General features: G+C 55.0%; 11 protein-coding genes. 4 read left to right on the forward strand and 7 right to left on the reverse strand.

Annotated features, from left to right (window positions below):
• Positions 1 to 109: 109 nt before the first annotated feature.
• The gene (locus NQF89_RS07270; RefSeq protein WP_266137865.1) at positions 110 to 1360 is read right to left on the reverse strand and encodes a murein hydrolase activator EnvC family protein; all 1251 of its coding nucleotides are present in this window, start codon (positions 1358 to 1360) and stop codon (positions 110 to 112) included.
• Positions 1361 to 1492: 132 nt separating this feature from the next.
• Here NQF89_RS07270 and msrB point away from each other — a divergent pair, with 132 nt between their 5' ends.
• Positions 1493 to 1894: a peptide-methionine (R)-S-oxide reductase MsrB gene (msrB, locus tag NQF89_RS07275; RefSeq protein WP_266137866.1), complete on the forward strand. Its 402-nt coding sequence runs from the start codon at positions 1493 to 1495 to the stop codon at positions 1892 to 1894.
• A gap of 36 nt (positions 1895 to 1930) precedes the next feature.
• Here the strand turns inward: msrB and NQF89_RS07280 are convergent, their stop codons facing one another.
• From NQF89_RS07280 to carA, 4 genes are all read right to left on the reverse strand, one after another.
• A complete protein-coding gene (locus tag NQF89_RS07280; protein WP_266137867.1) occupies positions 1931 to 3151 on the reverse strand; it encodes a threonine ammonia-lyase in 1221 nt (406 codons plus the stop codon).
• Positions 3151 to 3624, reverse strand: coding sequence for a transcription elongation factor GreA (gene greA / locus NQF89_RS07285; protein WP_099026795.1), 474 nt, complete (start codon positions 3622 to 3624; stop codon positions 3151 to 3153). The genes NQF89_RS07280 and greA overlap by 1 nt, the downstream gene beginning before the upstream one ends.
• A 139-nt stretch (positions 3625 to 3763) precedes the next feature.
• On the reverse strand, positions 3764 to 7018 hold the full coding sequence (carB, locus tag NQF89_RS07290; protein WP_099026794.1) for a carbamoyl-phosphate synthase large subunit: 3255 nt from the start codon (positions 7016 to 7018) through the stop codon (positions 3764 to 3766).
• Between the two features lie 3 nt (positions 7019 to 7021).
• On the reverse strand, positions 7022 to 8401 hold the full coding sequence (gene carA / locus NQF89_RS07295; RefSeq protein ID WP_099026793.1) for a glutamine-hydrolyzing carbamoyl-phosphate synthase small subunit: 1380 nt from the start codon (positions 8399 to 8401) through the stop codon (positions 7022 to 7024).
• Positions 8402 to 8642: 241 nt separating this feature from the next.
• On the opposite strand from carA, the gene NQF89_RS07300 reads away from it, so the two are divergent.
• A complete protein-coding gene (locus NQF89_RS07300; protein WP_099026792.1) occupies positions 8643 to 9095 on the forward strand; it encodes a GatB/YqeY domain-containing protein in 453 nt (150 codons plus the stop codon).
• A gap of 64 nt (positions 9096 to 9159) precedes the next feature.
• Here the strand turns inward: NQF89_RS07300 and NQF89_RS07305 are convergent, their stop codons facing one another.
• Positions 9160 to 10113, reverse strand: coding sequence for a DMT family transporter (locus NQF89_RS07305; protein ID WP_155573607.1), 954 nt, complete (start codon positions 10111 to 10113; stop codon positions 9160 to 9162).
• An 84-nt stretch (positions 10114 to 10197) separates the two neighbouring features.
• Positions 10198 to 11136, reverse strand: coding sequence for a DMT family transporter (locus NQF89_RS07310; protein ID WP_155579529.1), 939 nt, complete (start codon positions 11134 to 11136; stop codon positions 10198 to 10200).
• A gap of 128 nt (positions 11137 to 11264) precedes the next feature.
• On the opposite strand from NQF89_RS07310, the gene dnaG reads away from it, so the two are divergent.
• Positions 11265 to 13115: a DNA primase gene (dnaG, locus tag NQF89_RS07315; RefSeq protein ID WP_266137868.1), complete on the forward strand. Its 1851-nt coding sequence runs from the start codon at positions 11265 to 11267 to the stop codon at positions 13113 to 13115.
• Positions 13116 to 13265: 150 nt separating this feature from the next.
• Positions 13266 to 15215, forward strand: coding sequence for an RNA polymerase sigma factor RpoD (gene rpoD, locus NQF89_RS07320; protein ID WP_266137869.1), 1950 nt, complete (start codon positions 13266 to 13268; stop codon positions 15213 to 15215).
• The last annotated feature ends 99 nt before the right edge of the window (positions 15216 to 15314 follow it).

The following is a 15314-nucleotide window of genomic DNA, read 5'->3' on the forward strand; positions in this document are numbered from 1 at the left end:
GTCGCAGTGTAAGGGTGCTACGCCCGAAGAGAGTGTTAATAACCTTACAGTGTTTTGCGTTATGGTGAAACTCCCAAGAGGGGCTTCCGTTACAGGAGGGTTACCGTCTTTAGAAAAACGCTGCTGGGTTGATGAGCTTCGTCCCATGGCGGAGTTGGACAAATAACAAAGGATGTTGTGTAGGCATATGCCCAATAAGCGCACCTTGCTGTACGGCCTGCCCTGTATGGAGGGCGATTGTCCCTAACCCTGCGAGGACAAGCCGTTGTTTTTGCCCACAATCTAAAATCACCATTGGCCCAAAGGAGCGGAACGCCCCTGTAAAGAGCATCTGCCCTGTGCAGGGGGCTATAACTGGGGCAGAGGGGGCAGTTTGATAGGTTAAGCCTGTTGCAGGGCCAGCCTCGGTTGGTTGGGCCCATTGGGTGACGATGCGGCCTTGAACAGGGGCATGAGCGGCCCCGTGCTGCAAGCCTTTACCGGGGTTGGATAGGGTGCGGGTTTGTTCATCCACCATTTGTTCTTTATGATGTTGATGCAGCTTATGGAAATGCTGTTTCTCCGCTTTTAAACGGCGGCGTGTGTTGGCCTCTTGTTGGGCTAATTTTGTGATGATGGCTGTAAGGGCCTCCGTACTTTGGCGTGCTTGTGTGAGGAGGGCTTGTTGGCGCAGGAGAGCTTGTTGGGCTTGCTCTGAAAGTTTTTCAGCATGTTGGGTGCGATTTTCTGCCAGAGTTTGGCGGGTTTGGAGGCGGCCTTCCTGCACGGCCATGGTGCGGCTTTGGGTGGTTAATGTTTTTTGTTGGTCATGAAGTTGCGCTTCTTGTTGGAGGGCATGGGTCATGGCCTCTTGGTTTTGCTGTTGACGCAGCGTGAGAAGCGCGAAAGGGAGGGCGGGGTTATCTGCTGGGCCATCTGTAGGCATAAGCAAAGCGAGTTCGGGCGTTGTATCAAGCTGCCGTAATGCGGGCAGGCGTGTGGCTTCATCGGCTAAAATGGCATGTTCTTGGGCTTGGATATGCGTCTCTCCCGATGTGAGTTGAGCCAGCTGTTGCGAGAGGGCTGCTAAACGAGCCTCCACACGGGCATGTTGATGGGCTAGGAGAGCTTGTTTTTGGCGGAGTTGGGCCAGTTGACGGGCTGTTAAATGCGCTTGGGTTTCGGCTTTGCGGGTATTGTCCTCCTCTTGTTGGAGGAGGCGTGCCTTACGGGCAAGAAGCTGCTGCAAAGCTTGGCGTTTAGTTTGTATCGCGCTGGTGGAGGCCCGCACTGCCTTGGAGGCGGCTGCATGGAAGGGACAGCACATTATGATTGCCGCGAAGCCAACCAGCCAGAAACGGGAGATGTATTTTAAAAGCATAGCTCTGCGGAGTTTATCATAGGGCTTGTAAAAGTAAGAATGCGTTATGACATCATGCCGGTGATTATGGAGCAGGTAGCTCTAATCTGGTGGAGGCGGGTTGGTCTGTCCAGAGTATGGGGGAATGAGATTATGAAAGAGCATAACAAGACTTCGGCTCATCATTGTGGTTGTGGCCCGTTAAGTGAGGCGCAGAAGCATATTTTGCATGAGCGCGGCACCGAGCCTCCCGGCTCCAGCCCGTTGAATGATGAAAAACGCCCCGGACATTATGAATGTGCCGCCTGTGGGGCTCGGCTATTTAACGCGAACACAAAATATGAGAGCGGCTCTGGTTGGCCCTCCTTCTTCCACGCAGAACCTGGTGCCGTGGGGGAACGAAGCGATTTTAGCCTAGGGATGCAGCGGGTCGAGATTTATTGCACGGGCTGTCATGGTCATCTCGGCCATGTTTTTCCCGATGGCCCCCAACCAACGGGATTACGTTATTGCACAAACGGCTTAGCCCTACATTTTGTGCCAGAAGCGCAATAAGGAATCCCGTGTTATAAAATGCGTGTGGGGAAGGGGTTAATCCCGCTCCACATGATAATGGCGGGAGAGTTCACGCTCAATCTCGAGAGCATGTTCTGTATCCCGGGCTTCAATCATCACAACGAGTTCCGCTGTCTGCACAGAAGGGGCAGCAAAGAGGCGATGGTGGGAGACCTCAATGATGTTGCCGCCATAGCTGCCAATCTTCTCGGAGATAGCGGCAAGGAGGCCGGGGCGGTCGGGAATTTGGAAGATAAGCCGCAGGATGCGCCCTTCCCGCAGGAGGGAGCGGAGGATGACATGGGCAAGAATACGGGCATTGATGTTCCCACCAGAGATGGGGAAGCCGACCCGCTTGCCTTTAAAGAGGTCATGATGGGCTAAAATCGCAGCGAGGGGAGCCGCGCCAGCCCCTTCGCCCACTTGGCGGGCTTTTTCGGCAAGGGTGGTGATGGCCCCTTCTACTTGGAGCTCATTAACAACAAATACGCCATCAATATGTTTGCCGATGACATCCAAACAATGGTTGCCTGGCTGCACAACAGCGATCCCTTCTGCAATGGTCGGGCCACCGGGAACAGAGCGTAGTGGGGCAGGGTAGGCCCCAAGGGGGGAATATCCCTCTACCTGTACGCCATAAAGCTTGGTGTTGGGGCTGAGTTGCTTGAGTACGGTGACAAAGCCTGCCATGAGGCCACCACCACCAATAGGCACGACAATAGCATCAAGCGGAGGGGCGTCCTCAATCATCTCCAAAGCGCAGGTGCCTTGCCCTGCGATGACGGCAGGGTCATTGAAGGGATGGACGAGCGTTTGGCCTTCTTCGTGGCGAATTTTTTCTGCCGTTTGTACGGCTTCATCAAAATTATCACCGGCTAATACAACGCGTGCGCCCCAACTTTTTGTGGCGGCGACTTTTGTGGCAGGGGTGAAGCGCGGCATCACAATGGTCGCTTGGATGCCAAGCAAGCTGGCTTGCCGCCCCACACCCTGAGCATGATTACCCGCCGAGACGGTGATAACCCCGTGCTTGCGCTCTTCCTGGGTGAGGAGGGCCATGCGGTTTGCGGCCCCGCGCTCTTTAAAGGAGCCAATGGCTTGGAGGTTCTCTAGCTTGATAATAATCTCTGCTTCTGTCAGCCGGGAGAGTGCCACATTGCTAATGGTGGGGGTACGAGCAATGGTGCTGGCAATGCGCTTTTGGGCGTCTTGGACGTCAGTAAAGCTGAGGCTGGGATGAGAAGCAGAGTCCGGCATTATTTATACGTCACTTTCAAAACTTCGTAAGTGCGGTCACCCCCCGGTGCGGGGACGGAGACGCTCTCCCCAACTTCCTTCCCAATGAGGGCTTTGGCAAGGGGGGAGGAGATAGAAATACGGTTCTGCTTAATGTCAGCTTCGTGAGCACCGACAATTTGATAGGTTTTTTCTTGGTCGGTTTCCTCATCCACAAGCTCTACTGTGGCACCGAACTGGATGCGGTCACCAGAGAGGGTGGATGGGTCGATCACTTCTGCGGTGGAGATGAGGCTCTCTAGCTCCAACACCCGGCCTTCGATAAAGGATTGACGCTCGCGCGCGGCATGATACTCGGCATTTTCGGAGAGGTCGCCATGAGAGCGAGCCTCAGCAATGGCACGAATGACAGCGGGGCGTTCTTCAGATTTTAATTGGCGTAATTCATCCTCAAGGCGTTTTAATCCTTGGGCGGTCATAGGGCTTTTCTGCACGGAGGGTATCCTCACATTAGGGTCAATTTACAATGAATGGCACACCGCCCCTTCCATCACGCGGGAGGAAAGGGGCGGTGTACGCTGTAAGAGGTAGGATAAACAGCAGGGCGGGCGTGCTGCAAGCCTTCTCTTGCGATTAAAAGCTGCTATGGAAGTAAGATTGCAGCGGGGCTACATCAGCTTCCTTCTGTTTTAGGACGGAAATAGCATAGGTTGCTGCTCGCGCCCCCGCGATGGTGGTGTAGTGGGGGATGTTCATCGTCAAAGCCGAGCGGCGGATGTCGAAGCTATCGCGCACGGATTGCCCACCTTGTGCGGTATTGATGACCATCTGCACCTCGTTAGAGTGGATGGCATCCACACAATGAGGGCGGCCCTCCAACACTTTATTAACCTGTGTAACGGGGATACCAGCCTCTTTTAAGCGGTCTGCCGTGCCGCGTGTGGCAAGGATGGTAAAGCCCATCTCCACCAATTTACGCGCAAGCGGCTGCACATGGGCTTTATCACTCTCCCGTACGGAGAGGAACACCGCCCCCTCCCGTGGGAGATTTACCCCAGCGGCAAGCTGTGCTTTAGCAAAGGCCATCTCGAAGTTAGCATCCAGCCCCATGACCTCCCCCGTAGAGCGCATCTCTGGCCCAAGGATGGTATCAACCCCAGAGAAGCGGCTGAAGGGGAACACAGCTTCTTTCACCGCAACATGCGGGGCGACGGAGCGGCCCTCAAGCGGGAAGTCGGCTAATTTTGCCCCAGCCATGATGCGCGCACCAATCTTAGCGACAGGCACACCTGTGGCCTTAGCCACGAAGGGCACAGTACGGGAGGCGCGCGGATTGACCTCTAGCACAAAGACTTCATCATCCTTGATGGCGAATTGCACATTCATCAGCCCACGGATGCCGAGCTCGCGCGCCATGGCTTCAGTTTGTTCCCGCAACTCGGTGACGAGAGCGGGGGAGAGGGTATAGGGCGGCAATGAGCAGGCAGAATCACCGGAATGAATCCCGGCTTCCTCAATATGCTCCATCACCCCGGCGACATAAACATCTTGCCCATCGGCAATGCAGTCCACATCAGCTTCGATGGCGTCATTGAGGTAATGGTCTAACAGGACGGGCCCCGTAGCGACCTCCTCGCCCGCAGCGCGTAGCACGGTGTTGAGATAATGGGAGAGGCCTGCCTTGTCATAAACAATCTCCATCGCACGGCCACCTAATACATAAGATGGACGCGCCACGACGGGATAGCCGACCTCCTCAGCAATCTTCAAAGCTTCATCAGGATTGCGGGCGATGCCGTTGCGCGGCTGGCGTAGGCCCAGCTTGCGGAGCATAGCTTGGAAGCGTTCCCGGTCCTCGGCCCGGTCAATCGCATCTGCGGGAGTACCGAGGAGGGTGATGCCGGCTTTCTCCAACGCGCGGGAGAGTTTAAGGGGGGTCTGCCCCCCATATTGCACGATGCAGCCCAGAACGGTGCCGTTCGTCATTTCCGTTTTTACAAGGCTGATGACATCTTCAGCCGTCAGCGGCTCGAAATAGAGGCGGTCGGACGTATCGTAATCGGTGGAGACAGTCTCCGGGTTGCAGTTGACCATGATGGTCTCAAAGCCAGCTTCCCGCAGGGCGTAAGCGGCATGGACGCAGCAATAGTCGAACTCAATACCCTGCCCAATACGGTTGGGGCCACCACCGAGGATGACAATCTTCGTTTTGTCAGTCGGGCGGCTTTCGCATTCTGGCGTGCCGAAGCCGCCTTCATAGGTGGAGTATAGATAAGGCGTATCGGAGGAGAACTCCGCTGCGCAGGTGTCAATCCGCCGATAAACGGGCAACACGCCGAGCTTGCTGCGCAGGGCGGTAACATCCTCTACGCTTTTGCCGCTGAGGCGTGCAAGTTGCCGGTCGGAGAAGCCTTGCGCTTTGACCTGCCGTAGGGCGATGGCCTCTTGTGGCAAGCCGTTTGCTTCGATGTCACGTTCCGTTGCGATGATGGCTTCTAGCTGGCGGAGGAACCATGGCTCAAAATGGCATGCCTTTTGAATATCCTCTAATGAAAGCCCAGCCCGGAAGGCCTGCGCTGCCATGAGGATGCGCTCCGGCCGCGGCTCGGAGAGAGCAGCGCGGTAAGCATCTGGAGAGCCATCACCGGGGGCTTCCACAGGGTCGAGACCTGTTAGGCCTGTCTCCATAGAGCGCAGACCTTTTTGGAGGGATTCTGCAAAGCTACGGCCCACAGCCATGGCTTCCCCAACGGACTTCATAGAGGTGGAGAGTAGGGCTGGCGTGCTGGGGAACTTCTCGAAGGTGAAGCGCGGAATCTTCGTGACGACATAATCGATGGTCGGCTCGAAGCTGGCGGGGATGGTGCCGGTGATGTCGTTTGTTAACTCATCAAGCGTATAGCCAACGGCAAGTTTGGCTGCGATTTTAGCAATCGGGAAGCCGGTGGCTTTAGAAGCCAGAGCAGAGGAGCGCGATACACGGGGGTTCATCTCAATGACGACCATGCGGCCATCTTTTGGGTTCACGCCGAACTGCACATTAGAGCCACCCGTCTCCACCCCAATGGCCCGCAAGCAGGCGATGGAGACATCACGCATGCGTTGATATTCTTTATCCGTCAGCGTCATAGCTGGGGCAACGGTGATGGAATCCCCCGTATGGACGCCCATCGGGTCGATATTCTCGATGGAGCAGACGATGATGCAGTTATCGGCTACGTCACGGACGACCTCCATCTCATATTCTTTCCACCCGATGACGGATTCTTCAATCAGCACCTCAGTGGTAGGGGAGGCGTCCAAACCGCTCGCGACAATTTGGGAGAATTCCTCACGATTATAGGCAATCCCGCCGCCAGAGCCGCCCATGGTGAAGGAGGGGCGAATGATGGCCGGTAAGCCGATATGCTCCAGAGCCGTACGAGCCTCATCCAGCGTGTGGGCAATGGCACTGCGGGGGCTTTCCACCCCGATAGCATCCATGGCCTCACGGAACTTTAGGCGATCCTCAGCACGGTCAATCACATCAGCCCGCGCACCAATCAGCTCCACCTTATGCTTGGTAAGGAAGCCGGATTTATCCAACGCCATCGCCGCATTGAGGGCCGTTTGGCCGCCCATAGTGGGGAGGATGGCATCGGGCTTTTCTTTGAGGATGATGCGCTCAACAAACTCTGGCGTGATAGGCTCGATGTAAGTCGCATCGGCCAAGCCGGGGTCGGTCATGATGGTGGCGGGGTTGGAGTTTAGCAGGATGACGCGATAGCCTTCCTCCTTGAGGGCCTTACAGGCCTGCGCGCCGGAATAGTCGAACTCACAAGCCTGCCCGATGACAATCGGACCAGCACCAATGATGAGGATGGAGCGGATATCTGTGCGTTTGGGCATGGTTCAGGCTCCTGCCTTGCTGGTTGTGCGGGCTGCGGCGCGGCGGTCCATCACAGCGACAAACCGCTCAAAGAGGTAAAAACTATCAGTCGGGCCGGGGCTGGCCTCTGGGTGATATTGGACGGAGAAGGCTTCCTTCACAGTGGAGGCTAGCCCTTCATTAGAGCCATCAAACAAGCTGACATGCGTCACCTTCACTGTATCGGGTAGGGATTTCTCATCCACAGCGAAGCCGTGATTCTGGCTGGTGATTTCTACCCGGCCCGTTGTGAGGTCCTTAACTGGTTGATTAGCCCCACGATGGCCACGCTCTAGCTTATAAGTCGTCCCGCCCAAAGCGCGGGCGAGGAGCTGATGGCCTAAGCAAATCCCAAAGACAGGAATATCAGCTTCCATCACCGCTTGGATGGCCGGGACAGCATAAACAGCCGTAGCGGCGGGGTCTGCCGGACCATTGGAGAGAAAGACGCCTTCAGGTTTTAAGGCCAGGATTTCCTCACCCGTGGCCGTGCCGGGGAGGACATGCACCTCACAGCCAGCGGCTACGAGGCTGCGGAGGATGTTATCCTTCGCGCCGTAATCCAGAGCCACGACACGGCGTTTTACGGCGCGTTCTGGCCGGGTATTGTGCCATGTGGTTTTCGTCCAGCTGCGTGCGGGTTGGGCGACTTCCTTTACAAGGTCCATCCCCTCCAAGCCGGGCCATTCTGCGGCTTTTTTGCGGAGAGAGGCGAGGTCAAATTGGCCATCTTTTGGGTAAAAGAGCAGGGCATTTTGTGGCCCCTTATCCCGCAATAGCCGTGTAATACCGCGTGTATCGACCCCACTAATGCCAGCGCGCTTATGGGCTTTTAACCACTCTTGTAACGCTTGAGTGGACCGCCAATTTGCCGGAGCGGTAACATCTTCCTTTACCACAAGGCCGAGGGCTGCCATGGTAGGAGCTTCATCATCATCCCCATTCGTGCCGACATTACCAATATGAGGGAAGGTGAAGGTGATGATTTGACCGGCAAAGGAGGGGTCCGTCAATGTTTCTTGATACCCCGTCATCCCGGTGGAGAAGCAGAGTTCCCCCACGGCACCCTCATTAAAAGCCCCAAAGCCACGGCCCCAGAAATGGGAGCCATCTGCTAGTACGAGGACGGCTGTTGCCCCTTTTGGAGGTGTATCATCAGTCGGATGGGTCATGGCGGATGTCTCCTCGGAGGTCTCATTTAGGTCGGCTAGGGTGATCCCCGGCACATGGAGCAGGGCAGGCCAATGCTTGGTGGGTACCATACCAGCTTGCCGCCATTTGCGCACGGCCTCGGTCGTGACACCTGTAAGCTGGGCAATTTCAGCCGCACCGCCCGCTTTTGTGATGAGTGAATCGATGTTCATGCGTTGATACTCCGGCACATGCCTTGCGCGTTATGACATTATCATAAGCGAGTTGGAGCGTAATGGGAAGTTTTTTCCCATTACGGAGATGAGGAGGTGGCGACTGTGATATTGGGAAGTTTTTTCCCATATGTGGCTCTAAGCCTTTCAAAATGGCTCTTATCGACAGGAGAGAGCGAGACTGATACCAGTTAACACCCCTTTTGGGTGATTAGAAACTCATAATTAAGAGAGGACCATCATGACACTTCGTACCCGTATCATGGATGATCTCAAAGCCGCGATGAAGGCTGGCCAGTCTGAGCGTGTGGCGCAGATTCGGGCCATTTCTGCCAAGATTAAGGACCTCGATGTTGCTGCTCGTGCCAAAAGCGGCGAGGTGAGCGAGGATGATATTCTTCTGGCGTTGCGCTCTATGATTAAGACACGCACGGAGTCCGCAGCGATGTATCATCAGGGCAACCGCCCAGAACTTGCCGCAAAGGAGGAAGCCGAAATTGAGACGATTCGCTCTTACCTCCCTGCTGAATTGTCAGAAGATGCCCTCAAAGCTGCGATTGTTGAGGCCGTGAAGGCAACAGATGCTCAAAGCATGAAGGATATGGGCAAGGTTATGGGCGTGTTGAAAAGCCGTTTCGGCGCGGCTTTGGATGCGGGCCGGGCCAGCGGCCTTGTTAAGGCCCATTTAGGCTGAGAACTTTGCCCTTTATAGGCATTTTTACATCCCCGTCCGTTCATAGCGGGCGGGGGTGTGTTTATCAGTGGTAGGAGTGGGACGCTTCGTTGTTTTTATGGGCCCGGACGCATGCCAGAACCCCGCTGACAGAGAGTAGGAAGGCCGCCGCCTCCCACAGGGTGGGCAGGCGTTGCTCCCATAAGAAGCCATAGATGAGCGAGAATAATGTCTCAAAAAGAATCATCTGCCCTACCATGGTGAGGGGGAGCAGATGGGTCATGCGGTTCCAGAACGCATTGGCAATGGTGGAGGAGAACAACCCTACACCGCAGGAAATGAGGAAGAAGCGCACCCAACCTGTTGTCGGTAAATGAGCAGGCCAGAAGAAGGCCGCAGGCAGAAGGATGAGGAGCGAGAGTGCCCCAGCGACCACGCCGGTCAGTAAGTTCCATTCATCACTCGTAATATGCTCAAGTTTTTTCAGCCAGTCGGAATTAATGACATTAAACAGCGTCCAACCTAGCAGGGAGCCAATAGCCATGAGCAAGCCGACAGCTTGAAGGAGGGGGCCGGTATGATGCAAGGCGGAGCCGATGAAGAAGTTCTGCCATGAGATGCAGAGGATGCCCGCCGTGCTGAGCAGGATGGAGGGGATAAGCTGGCGGAGTGTGACTACAGCATTATGGCGGCAGATACCGGCTAATGTTACCGTTACAGGGATAAAGCCGATGATGAGAGAGGGCATTGCCACGCCACTAAGCTGAATGGCGACACCCATCATGCTGTAATAGCCTACGCTGCCGAGTATCGCGAGCAGCACAAGAGCCCGAAATGCCGCCCCGTTAATGTGAGGGAGCAGCTTACCCAGCCGTGGGAGCAGGATGAGCAGGGAGACGATCCCGAAGGTTAGATAACGTAATGTTGCCAGTTGGAAGGGCGTGAAGGGAGCGACAAGCTCCGGGGCAAGGAAGGTAATACCCCAGAAGGCTCCTGCCATGGCACCATAGGCGGTGCCAATGAGAATGGACCGTGTCATGCAGGCTCGTTGTTATGTTGTTAATATGTGAGTTGGGCCTGTGTTGTCGTAACGGGTCTTCTGCGTCAAGAGGGGTGGTGTGATTTACCCATGTTTAGCAGGGCCATGGGCACGCACGCAGGAGATGACCCCACTAATGGCCAGAATAATGGCACAGCCCTCCAACAAGGTGGGGAAACGCTGCTCCCAGAGGAAGCCGTAAAAGAGGGAAAAGAGTGTCTCAAAAAGGATCATCTGCCCTACCATGGTGAGGGGCAGCAAGCGTGTCATATTGTTCCAAAACGCATTGGCGACAATGGAGGCCAATAAGCCCATCCCACACGCAATGAGGAAGAAACGCCCCCAGCCTGCCACTGGCAGATGATGGGGCAGAAGGAAGGCAAGTGGGAGCATCAGCAACGCTAGCCCGCCAGTGACGAGACCGGTGAGGAGGTTCCAATCATTATGGGAGAGCGGGGCAATGCGTTTGAGCCAATTAGCGTTTTTAACAACAAAGCCTGTCCAGCTTAGCAATGCCGCTGTTGCCATAAGCAACCCGCCAAGCTGAAGCCATAAACTATTATGATGCTGAGGAGAGGCGTTATGGAAGTTCTGCCACGCAATGCAGATAATCCCCCCCGCACTGAGCAGCATAGAGGGGATAAGCTGGCGAATATGCAAGGCGGAATCCGCTCGCAAGGCCCCTACGACTGTAACTGTTACAGGGATGAAGCCGACAATAAGGGACGGCATCGCCACCCCGCAAAGCTGCACGGCTGTGCTGAGCAGGCTATAATAAATGATATTGCCCATCAGGCTAAGGCCCAGCAGCCCGAGCCACTCCGCTTTGCCAAGATGGGGGAGGAGCGTCTTTAAGCGTGGGGCCAGCAAGAACAGGGCAATCACCCCATATGTGACAAACCGCACCGAGGCGAGTTGGAGCGGAGCAAAGGGGCCAATAAGTTCTGGCGCGAGAAGGGAGAGGCCCCATAAGGCCCCCGCTGCTGCACCGCATGCAATACCGCTGATTGTGGAACGTGTCATAAAAGGCCCGCTCTTTGCTTTGGAAGAACTGAAAAGATGCCTTTGTGTGTTGAGGCTCTGGCGGCTTTCGTCAAGGGGGAATCGGGAGGTATCTTCCCTTTTAAGGGGGGGGATGTCAGAGTAGTGCTATGGCTTTAGATACTGCATTTTTGGATGAGCTGCGCCAGCGTACATCCCTTACGTCACTTTTTAGCCGGCGGAATAAGCTTGTCCGCTCTGGGCGGAACTGGAAGGCATGCTGCCCTTTTCATGGTGAGAAAACGCCATCCCTATATATTTATGACGACCATTATCATTGCTTTGGCTGTGGCGCACATGGCGATGCGATAACTTATGTCATGCAAAGTGAGGGGGCTAATTTTCGTGAGGCGGTAGAACGTCTTGCAGGGGAGGCGGGGATGGACATCCCCGCTGATGACCCCCAACAGGTGGAAAAAGCCCGCGTCAGGCAAACGCTTTATGATGTGATGGAGGCTGTACAAGCCATTTATCGCCGCAGGCTCTACCAGCCAGAAGGGCGCGCTGGGCTTGATTATCTACAAAAACGGGGGTTAAGCGCGGAGACGCTGGAGCGTTTTGGCCTTGGCTGGTCTGGTGATGGGCGGTCCCTTCTCAATGCGTTAGCCGCGCAGAATATCACAGCGGAGACGCTGGTGCAGGTCGGGCTTATGCGGGTGGATGAGGCAGGGCGTCCTAAGGGAGAATTATTCTTTAACCGTGTGATGTTCCCCATTCGGGACCGGAAGGGGCGCATCATCTCCTTTGGGGGGCGTGTGCTGGGGGATGGGCAACCTAAATATCTGAATGGGCCGGAGACGGATATTTTCTCCAAAAGGCGGACGCTTTTTAACATCGACCAAGCCCGCCAAGCCATTCATAAAGGGGCTAAGGCCGTTGTGGTGGAAGGCTATATGGATGTCATCGCGATGGCACAGGCTGGCTTTGGGGGGGCCGTAGCTCCCTTAGGCACAGCCTTGGGAGAGGAGCAGATGGAACTCCTCTGGCGGATGACCGATGGGCCTATCATCTGTTTTGATGGTGATGGTGCAGGCCAACGTGCCGCCTTGCGTTCTTGCGAGGTGGCCTTACCGTTGCTCAAAATAGGGCGAACAGTGCGCTTTTGCCGCTTAGATGGGGGGGATGACCCGGACTCCCTCATCCAGCGCGAGGGCGCAAAGGGGATGGAAGCGCGTCTCGCCCAAGCCCGCCCTATGGAGGAGGAATTGTTCAGCCTGCTTACGGCGCAGGAGAGCAACCCCACGCCAGAACGCCGCGCCGCTTTGCGGGAGAAGCTATATGCACTCGCGCGGATGATCCCTGATAAATTGCTCGCTGGTGAATATCGTAGCACCTTTAGCGAGATGTTTTTTGCACGCTATCGCCGCGTTAGAGGCGGGCGTGGCGGGTATGGGCAGCGTAGTACGGAGTATACATCTGTCGTCCCCATAGCAGGGGAGCGGCAGGTCGAGGAAGGCAGTAAAGAGCGGTTAAACCTGCTAACACTCCTTCTTTTACGCTATCCAGAGATATTACCGGGGGTTGATAAAGATTATAATACCCTTTCCCTCCCCGCGCCTTTGGCAGATATCCGCACAGCCTTGCTTAGTTGGATGGATGAATGGACAGGCCCTCTTACAGCGGAGGCGTGTCAGCAATGGATGGATGAGCATGGGTTAAAAGAGACTATTACGCAGTTGCAAAACAGCCCTATGCCCCGGCAGATTAAGGTAGAGGAGGGTGAAGACCATTTGCAAATGGCCATGACGCTATGGTGGCATTTTTATGCTTTGGAGACTCTGAAATCCTTACAAGAGAATGTAGAGGAGGAGGTCCGCAAAACCGTGGAGTTTTTGTTGAGCGCACCTGCCGACTCGGACGAAGCGACCCAACGGGCCCGTTTTGCGGCTATGAAAGCCCGGCAGGCTGTCCTTTTTGCTTTGCGCCGAGGGGAAAAACCTGTCTTAGAGGGTGATACCTAGTGCAGTTTATATGGTAGAAGACCCAAAAATGGCTGAATAGAACAAGGAATTGTAAGTTTCTCGTGTTCAGTCCTTGACTTGGGGAGCAGGATTAACCAATTCCATGCTGCCCCATTACTGGCTTTACGAGTAAAGTTGACGGAGAGACGCATGGCCATCAAATCAGCCTCTGGATCAGACCGGAATGCACCAGAGCAAGATAGCTCTCCGCTTGATGTGCAGTCTGTCGCTGTTAAGAAGCTGATTGCTAAAGGGCGCGCTGGCGGGCACATCACATTTGATGAACTTAATGCTGTCCTCCCACAGGATAAGATGTCCTCTGAGCAGATTGAGGACATTATGGCCGCATTCTCCGAGATGGGGATTCAGGTCGTTGAGAGTGCGGATAAGGATGAAGATGGCAATAGCGAGGAAGGCGACAGCTCTGCCTCTGAAGATTCGGCAGAAGATGACAATGCGGGCGGTAATATTGATGCCGTAGCAGCAAGCCGTACCGATGACCCCGTGCGGATGTATCTGCGCGAGATGGGAGCTGTGGAGCTGCTTTCCCGCGAGGGGGAAATTGCCATTGCCAAGCGCATTGAGGCTGGGCGTGGGGAAATGATAGGCGGTTTATGCCGCAGCCCGCTGACCTTCCAATCTATTTTAGGGTGGTATGAACAGCTAAAGAATGAAACGCTGCCTCTGCGTGAGGTGATTGACCTTGAGGCCAGCCAAAGCGACCCCGAATCTCCCGAAGATATGGAGGATCTCGCCTCTGAGGAGGACGATGATGATTCCGAGGATGACGCTGAGGATGGCGAAGGCGAGGGTAATGGCGGTGAGGGCAGCGGCCTCTCTCTCTCTGCGCTAGAGGAGAAGCTGCGCCCAGATATTATGTTGATGTTTGAGGCTTTTGAGCCGCTATATCAAAAGCTGGTCAAGATGCAGAGCCAACGTCTCGCTGCTCTGATGGAGGGGCGTGAGGCTTCGGCTACGGATGAGAAGAAATATAACAAGCTACGGACAGAGCTTGTCGCCCTTGTGGAGCGGATGCATCTGCATAATAACCGTATTGAGGAGCTAGTTCAGTCCCTTAAAGCTCATGTGCAGAAGCTGAACACTGTTGAGGGGCGGATGCTGCGTTTAGCAGAGAGTTGTAAAATCCCGCGTGAGGATTTTATGAATCATTATCGTCATCATGAGTTGGCCCCGGATTGGATAGAGAGCATCTGCCAGCTGACCGGTAAGGGATGGAAGACTCTGACCGGCAAGCATCTCTCAACACTTGAGAAAATGCGTGGAGAGGTCGCTGCTCTCTCTAAAGAAACAGGGTTGCCTGTTGGTGAGTTCCGCCTTGTGTATCAGACCATTTCGCGTGGGGAGCGTGATTCCACCCGCGCGAAGAAGGAGATGATTGAGGCTAATCTGCGTTTGGTGATTTCGATTGCCAAGAAATATACAAATCGCGGGTTGCAGTTCTTGGATTTGATTCAGGAAGGCAATATCGGGCTGATGAAGGCGGTTGATAAGTTTGAATATCGCCGTGGTTATAAGTTCTCCACCTATGCCACATGGTGGATTCGGCAGGCGATTACACGCTCTATTGCTGACCAAGCCAAGACCATCCGCATCCCTGTCCATATGATTGAGACGATCAACAAGTTGGTGCGGACATCACGGCAGATGCTCCATGAGATTGGCCGTGAGCCTGCCCCGGAGGAGTTAGCCGAGAAGCTTGGCATGCCGCTGGAGAAGGTGCGGAAGGTCCTCAAGATCGCTAAAGAGCCGATTTCTCTTGAGACCCCCATTGGGGATGAGGAAGATAGCCATCTCGGTGATTTTATTGAGGATAAAACAGCCGTTATCCCGCTAGATGCAGCGATTCAAACAAACTTGCGGGAGGCCACAACGCGCGTTCTGGCATCTTTGACCCCGCGTGAGGAACGAGTGCTGCGTATGCGCTTCGGTATTGGTATGAACACCGACCATACGTTGGAGGAAGTCGGCCAGCAGTTCAACGTGACGCGCGAGCGTATCCGCCAAATTGAGGCGAAAGCTCTGCGTAAGTTGAAGCACCCAAGCCGTAGCCGTAAGCTACGTTCCTTCTTGGATGATTAAGTCGTCACTTGCTTTTAAGCGGTTTTTATGGTCTAAGGCCGCTTTCCCTGCCGTGCGCTATGGCGGCGCAACGGCTATACCCGGCATTGCCCTATAGGG

The sequence above is a fragment of the Bombella pollinis genome (assembly GCF_026385485.1).
Taxonomy (GTDB): Bacteria; Pseudomonadota; Alphaproteobacteria; order Acetobacterales; family Acetobacteraceae; genus Bombella; species Bombella pollinis.

What these genes read in the sequence shown, in the direction of transcription:
- rpoD (WP_266137869.1), top strand. Translation starts at nt 13,266, where the DNA reads ATGGCCATCAAATCAGCCTCTGGATCAGACCGGAATGCACCAGAGCAA.
- NQF89_RS07300 (WP_099026792.1), top strand. Translation starts at nt 8,643, where the DNA reads ATGACACTTCGTACCCGTATCATGGATGATCTCAAAGCCGCGATGAAG.
- NQF89_RS07305 (WP_155573607.1), bottom strand. Translation starts at nt 10,113, where the DNA reads ATGACACGGTCCATTCTCATTGGCACCGCCTATGGTGCCATGGCAGGA.
- dnaG (WP_266137868.1), top strand. Translation starts at nt 11,265, where the DNA reads ATGGCTTTAGATACTGCATTTTTGGATGAGCTGCGCCAGCGTACATCC.
- carB (WP_099026794.1), bottom strand. Translation starts at nt 7,018, where the DNA reads ATGCCCAAACGCACAGATATCCGCTCCATCCTCATCATTGGTGCTGGT.
- NQF89_RS07310 (WP_155579529.1), bottom strand. Translation starts at nt 11,136, where the DNA reads ATGACACGTTCCACAATCAGCGGTATTGCATGCGGTGCAGCAGCGGGG.
- carA (WP_099026793.1), bottom strand. Translation starts at nt 8,401, where the DNA reads ATGAACATCGATTCACTCATCACAAAAGCGGGCGGTGCGGCTGAAATT.
- NQF89_RS07270 (WP_266137865.1), bottom strand. Translation starts at nt 1,360, where the DNA reads ATGCTTTTAAAATACATCTCCCGTTTCTGGCTGGTTGGCTTCGCGGCA.
- NQF89_RS07280 (WP_266137867.1), bottom strand. Translation starts at nt 3,151, where the DNA reads ATGCCGGACTCTGCTTCTCATCCCAGCCTCAGCTTTACTGACGTCCAA.
- msrB (WP_266137866.1), top strand. Translation starts at nt 1,493, where the DNA reads ATGAAAGAGCATAACAAGACTTCGGCTCATCATTGTGGTTGTGGCCCG.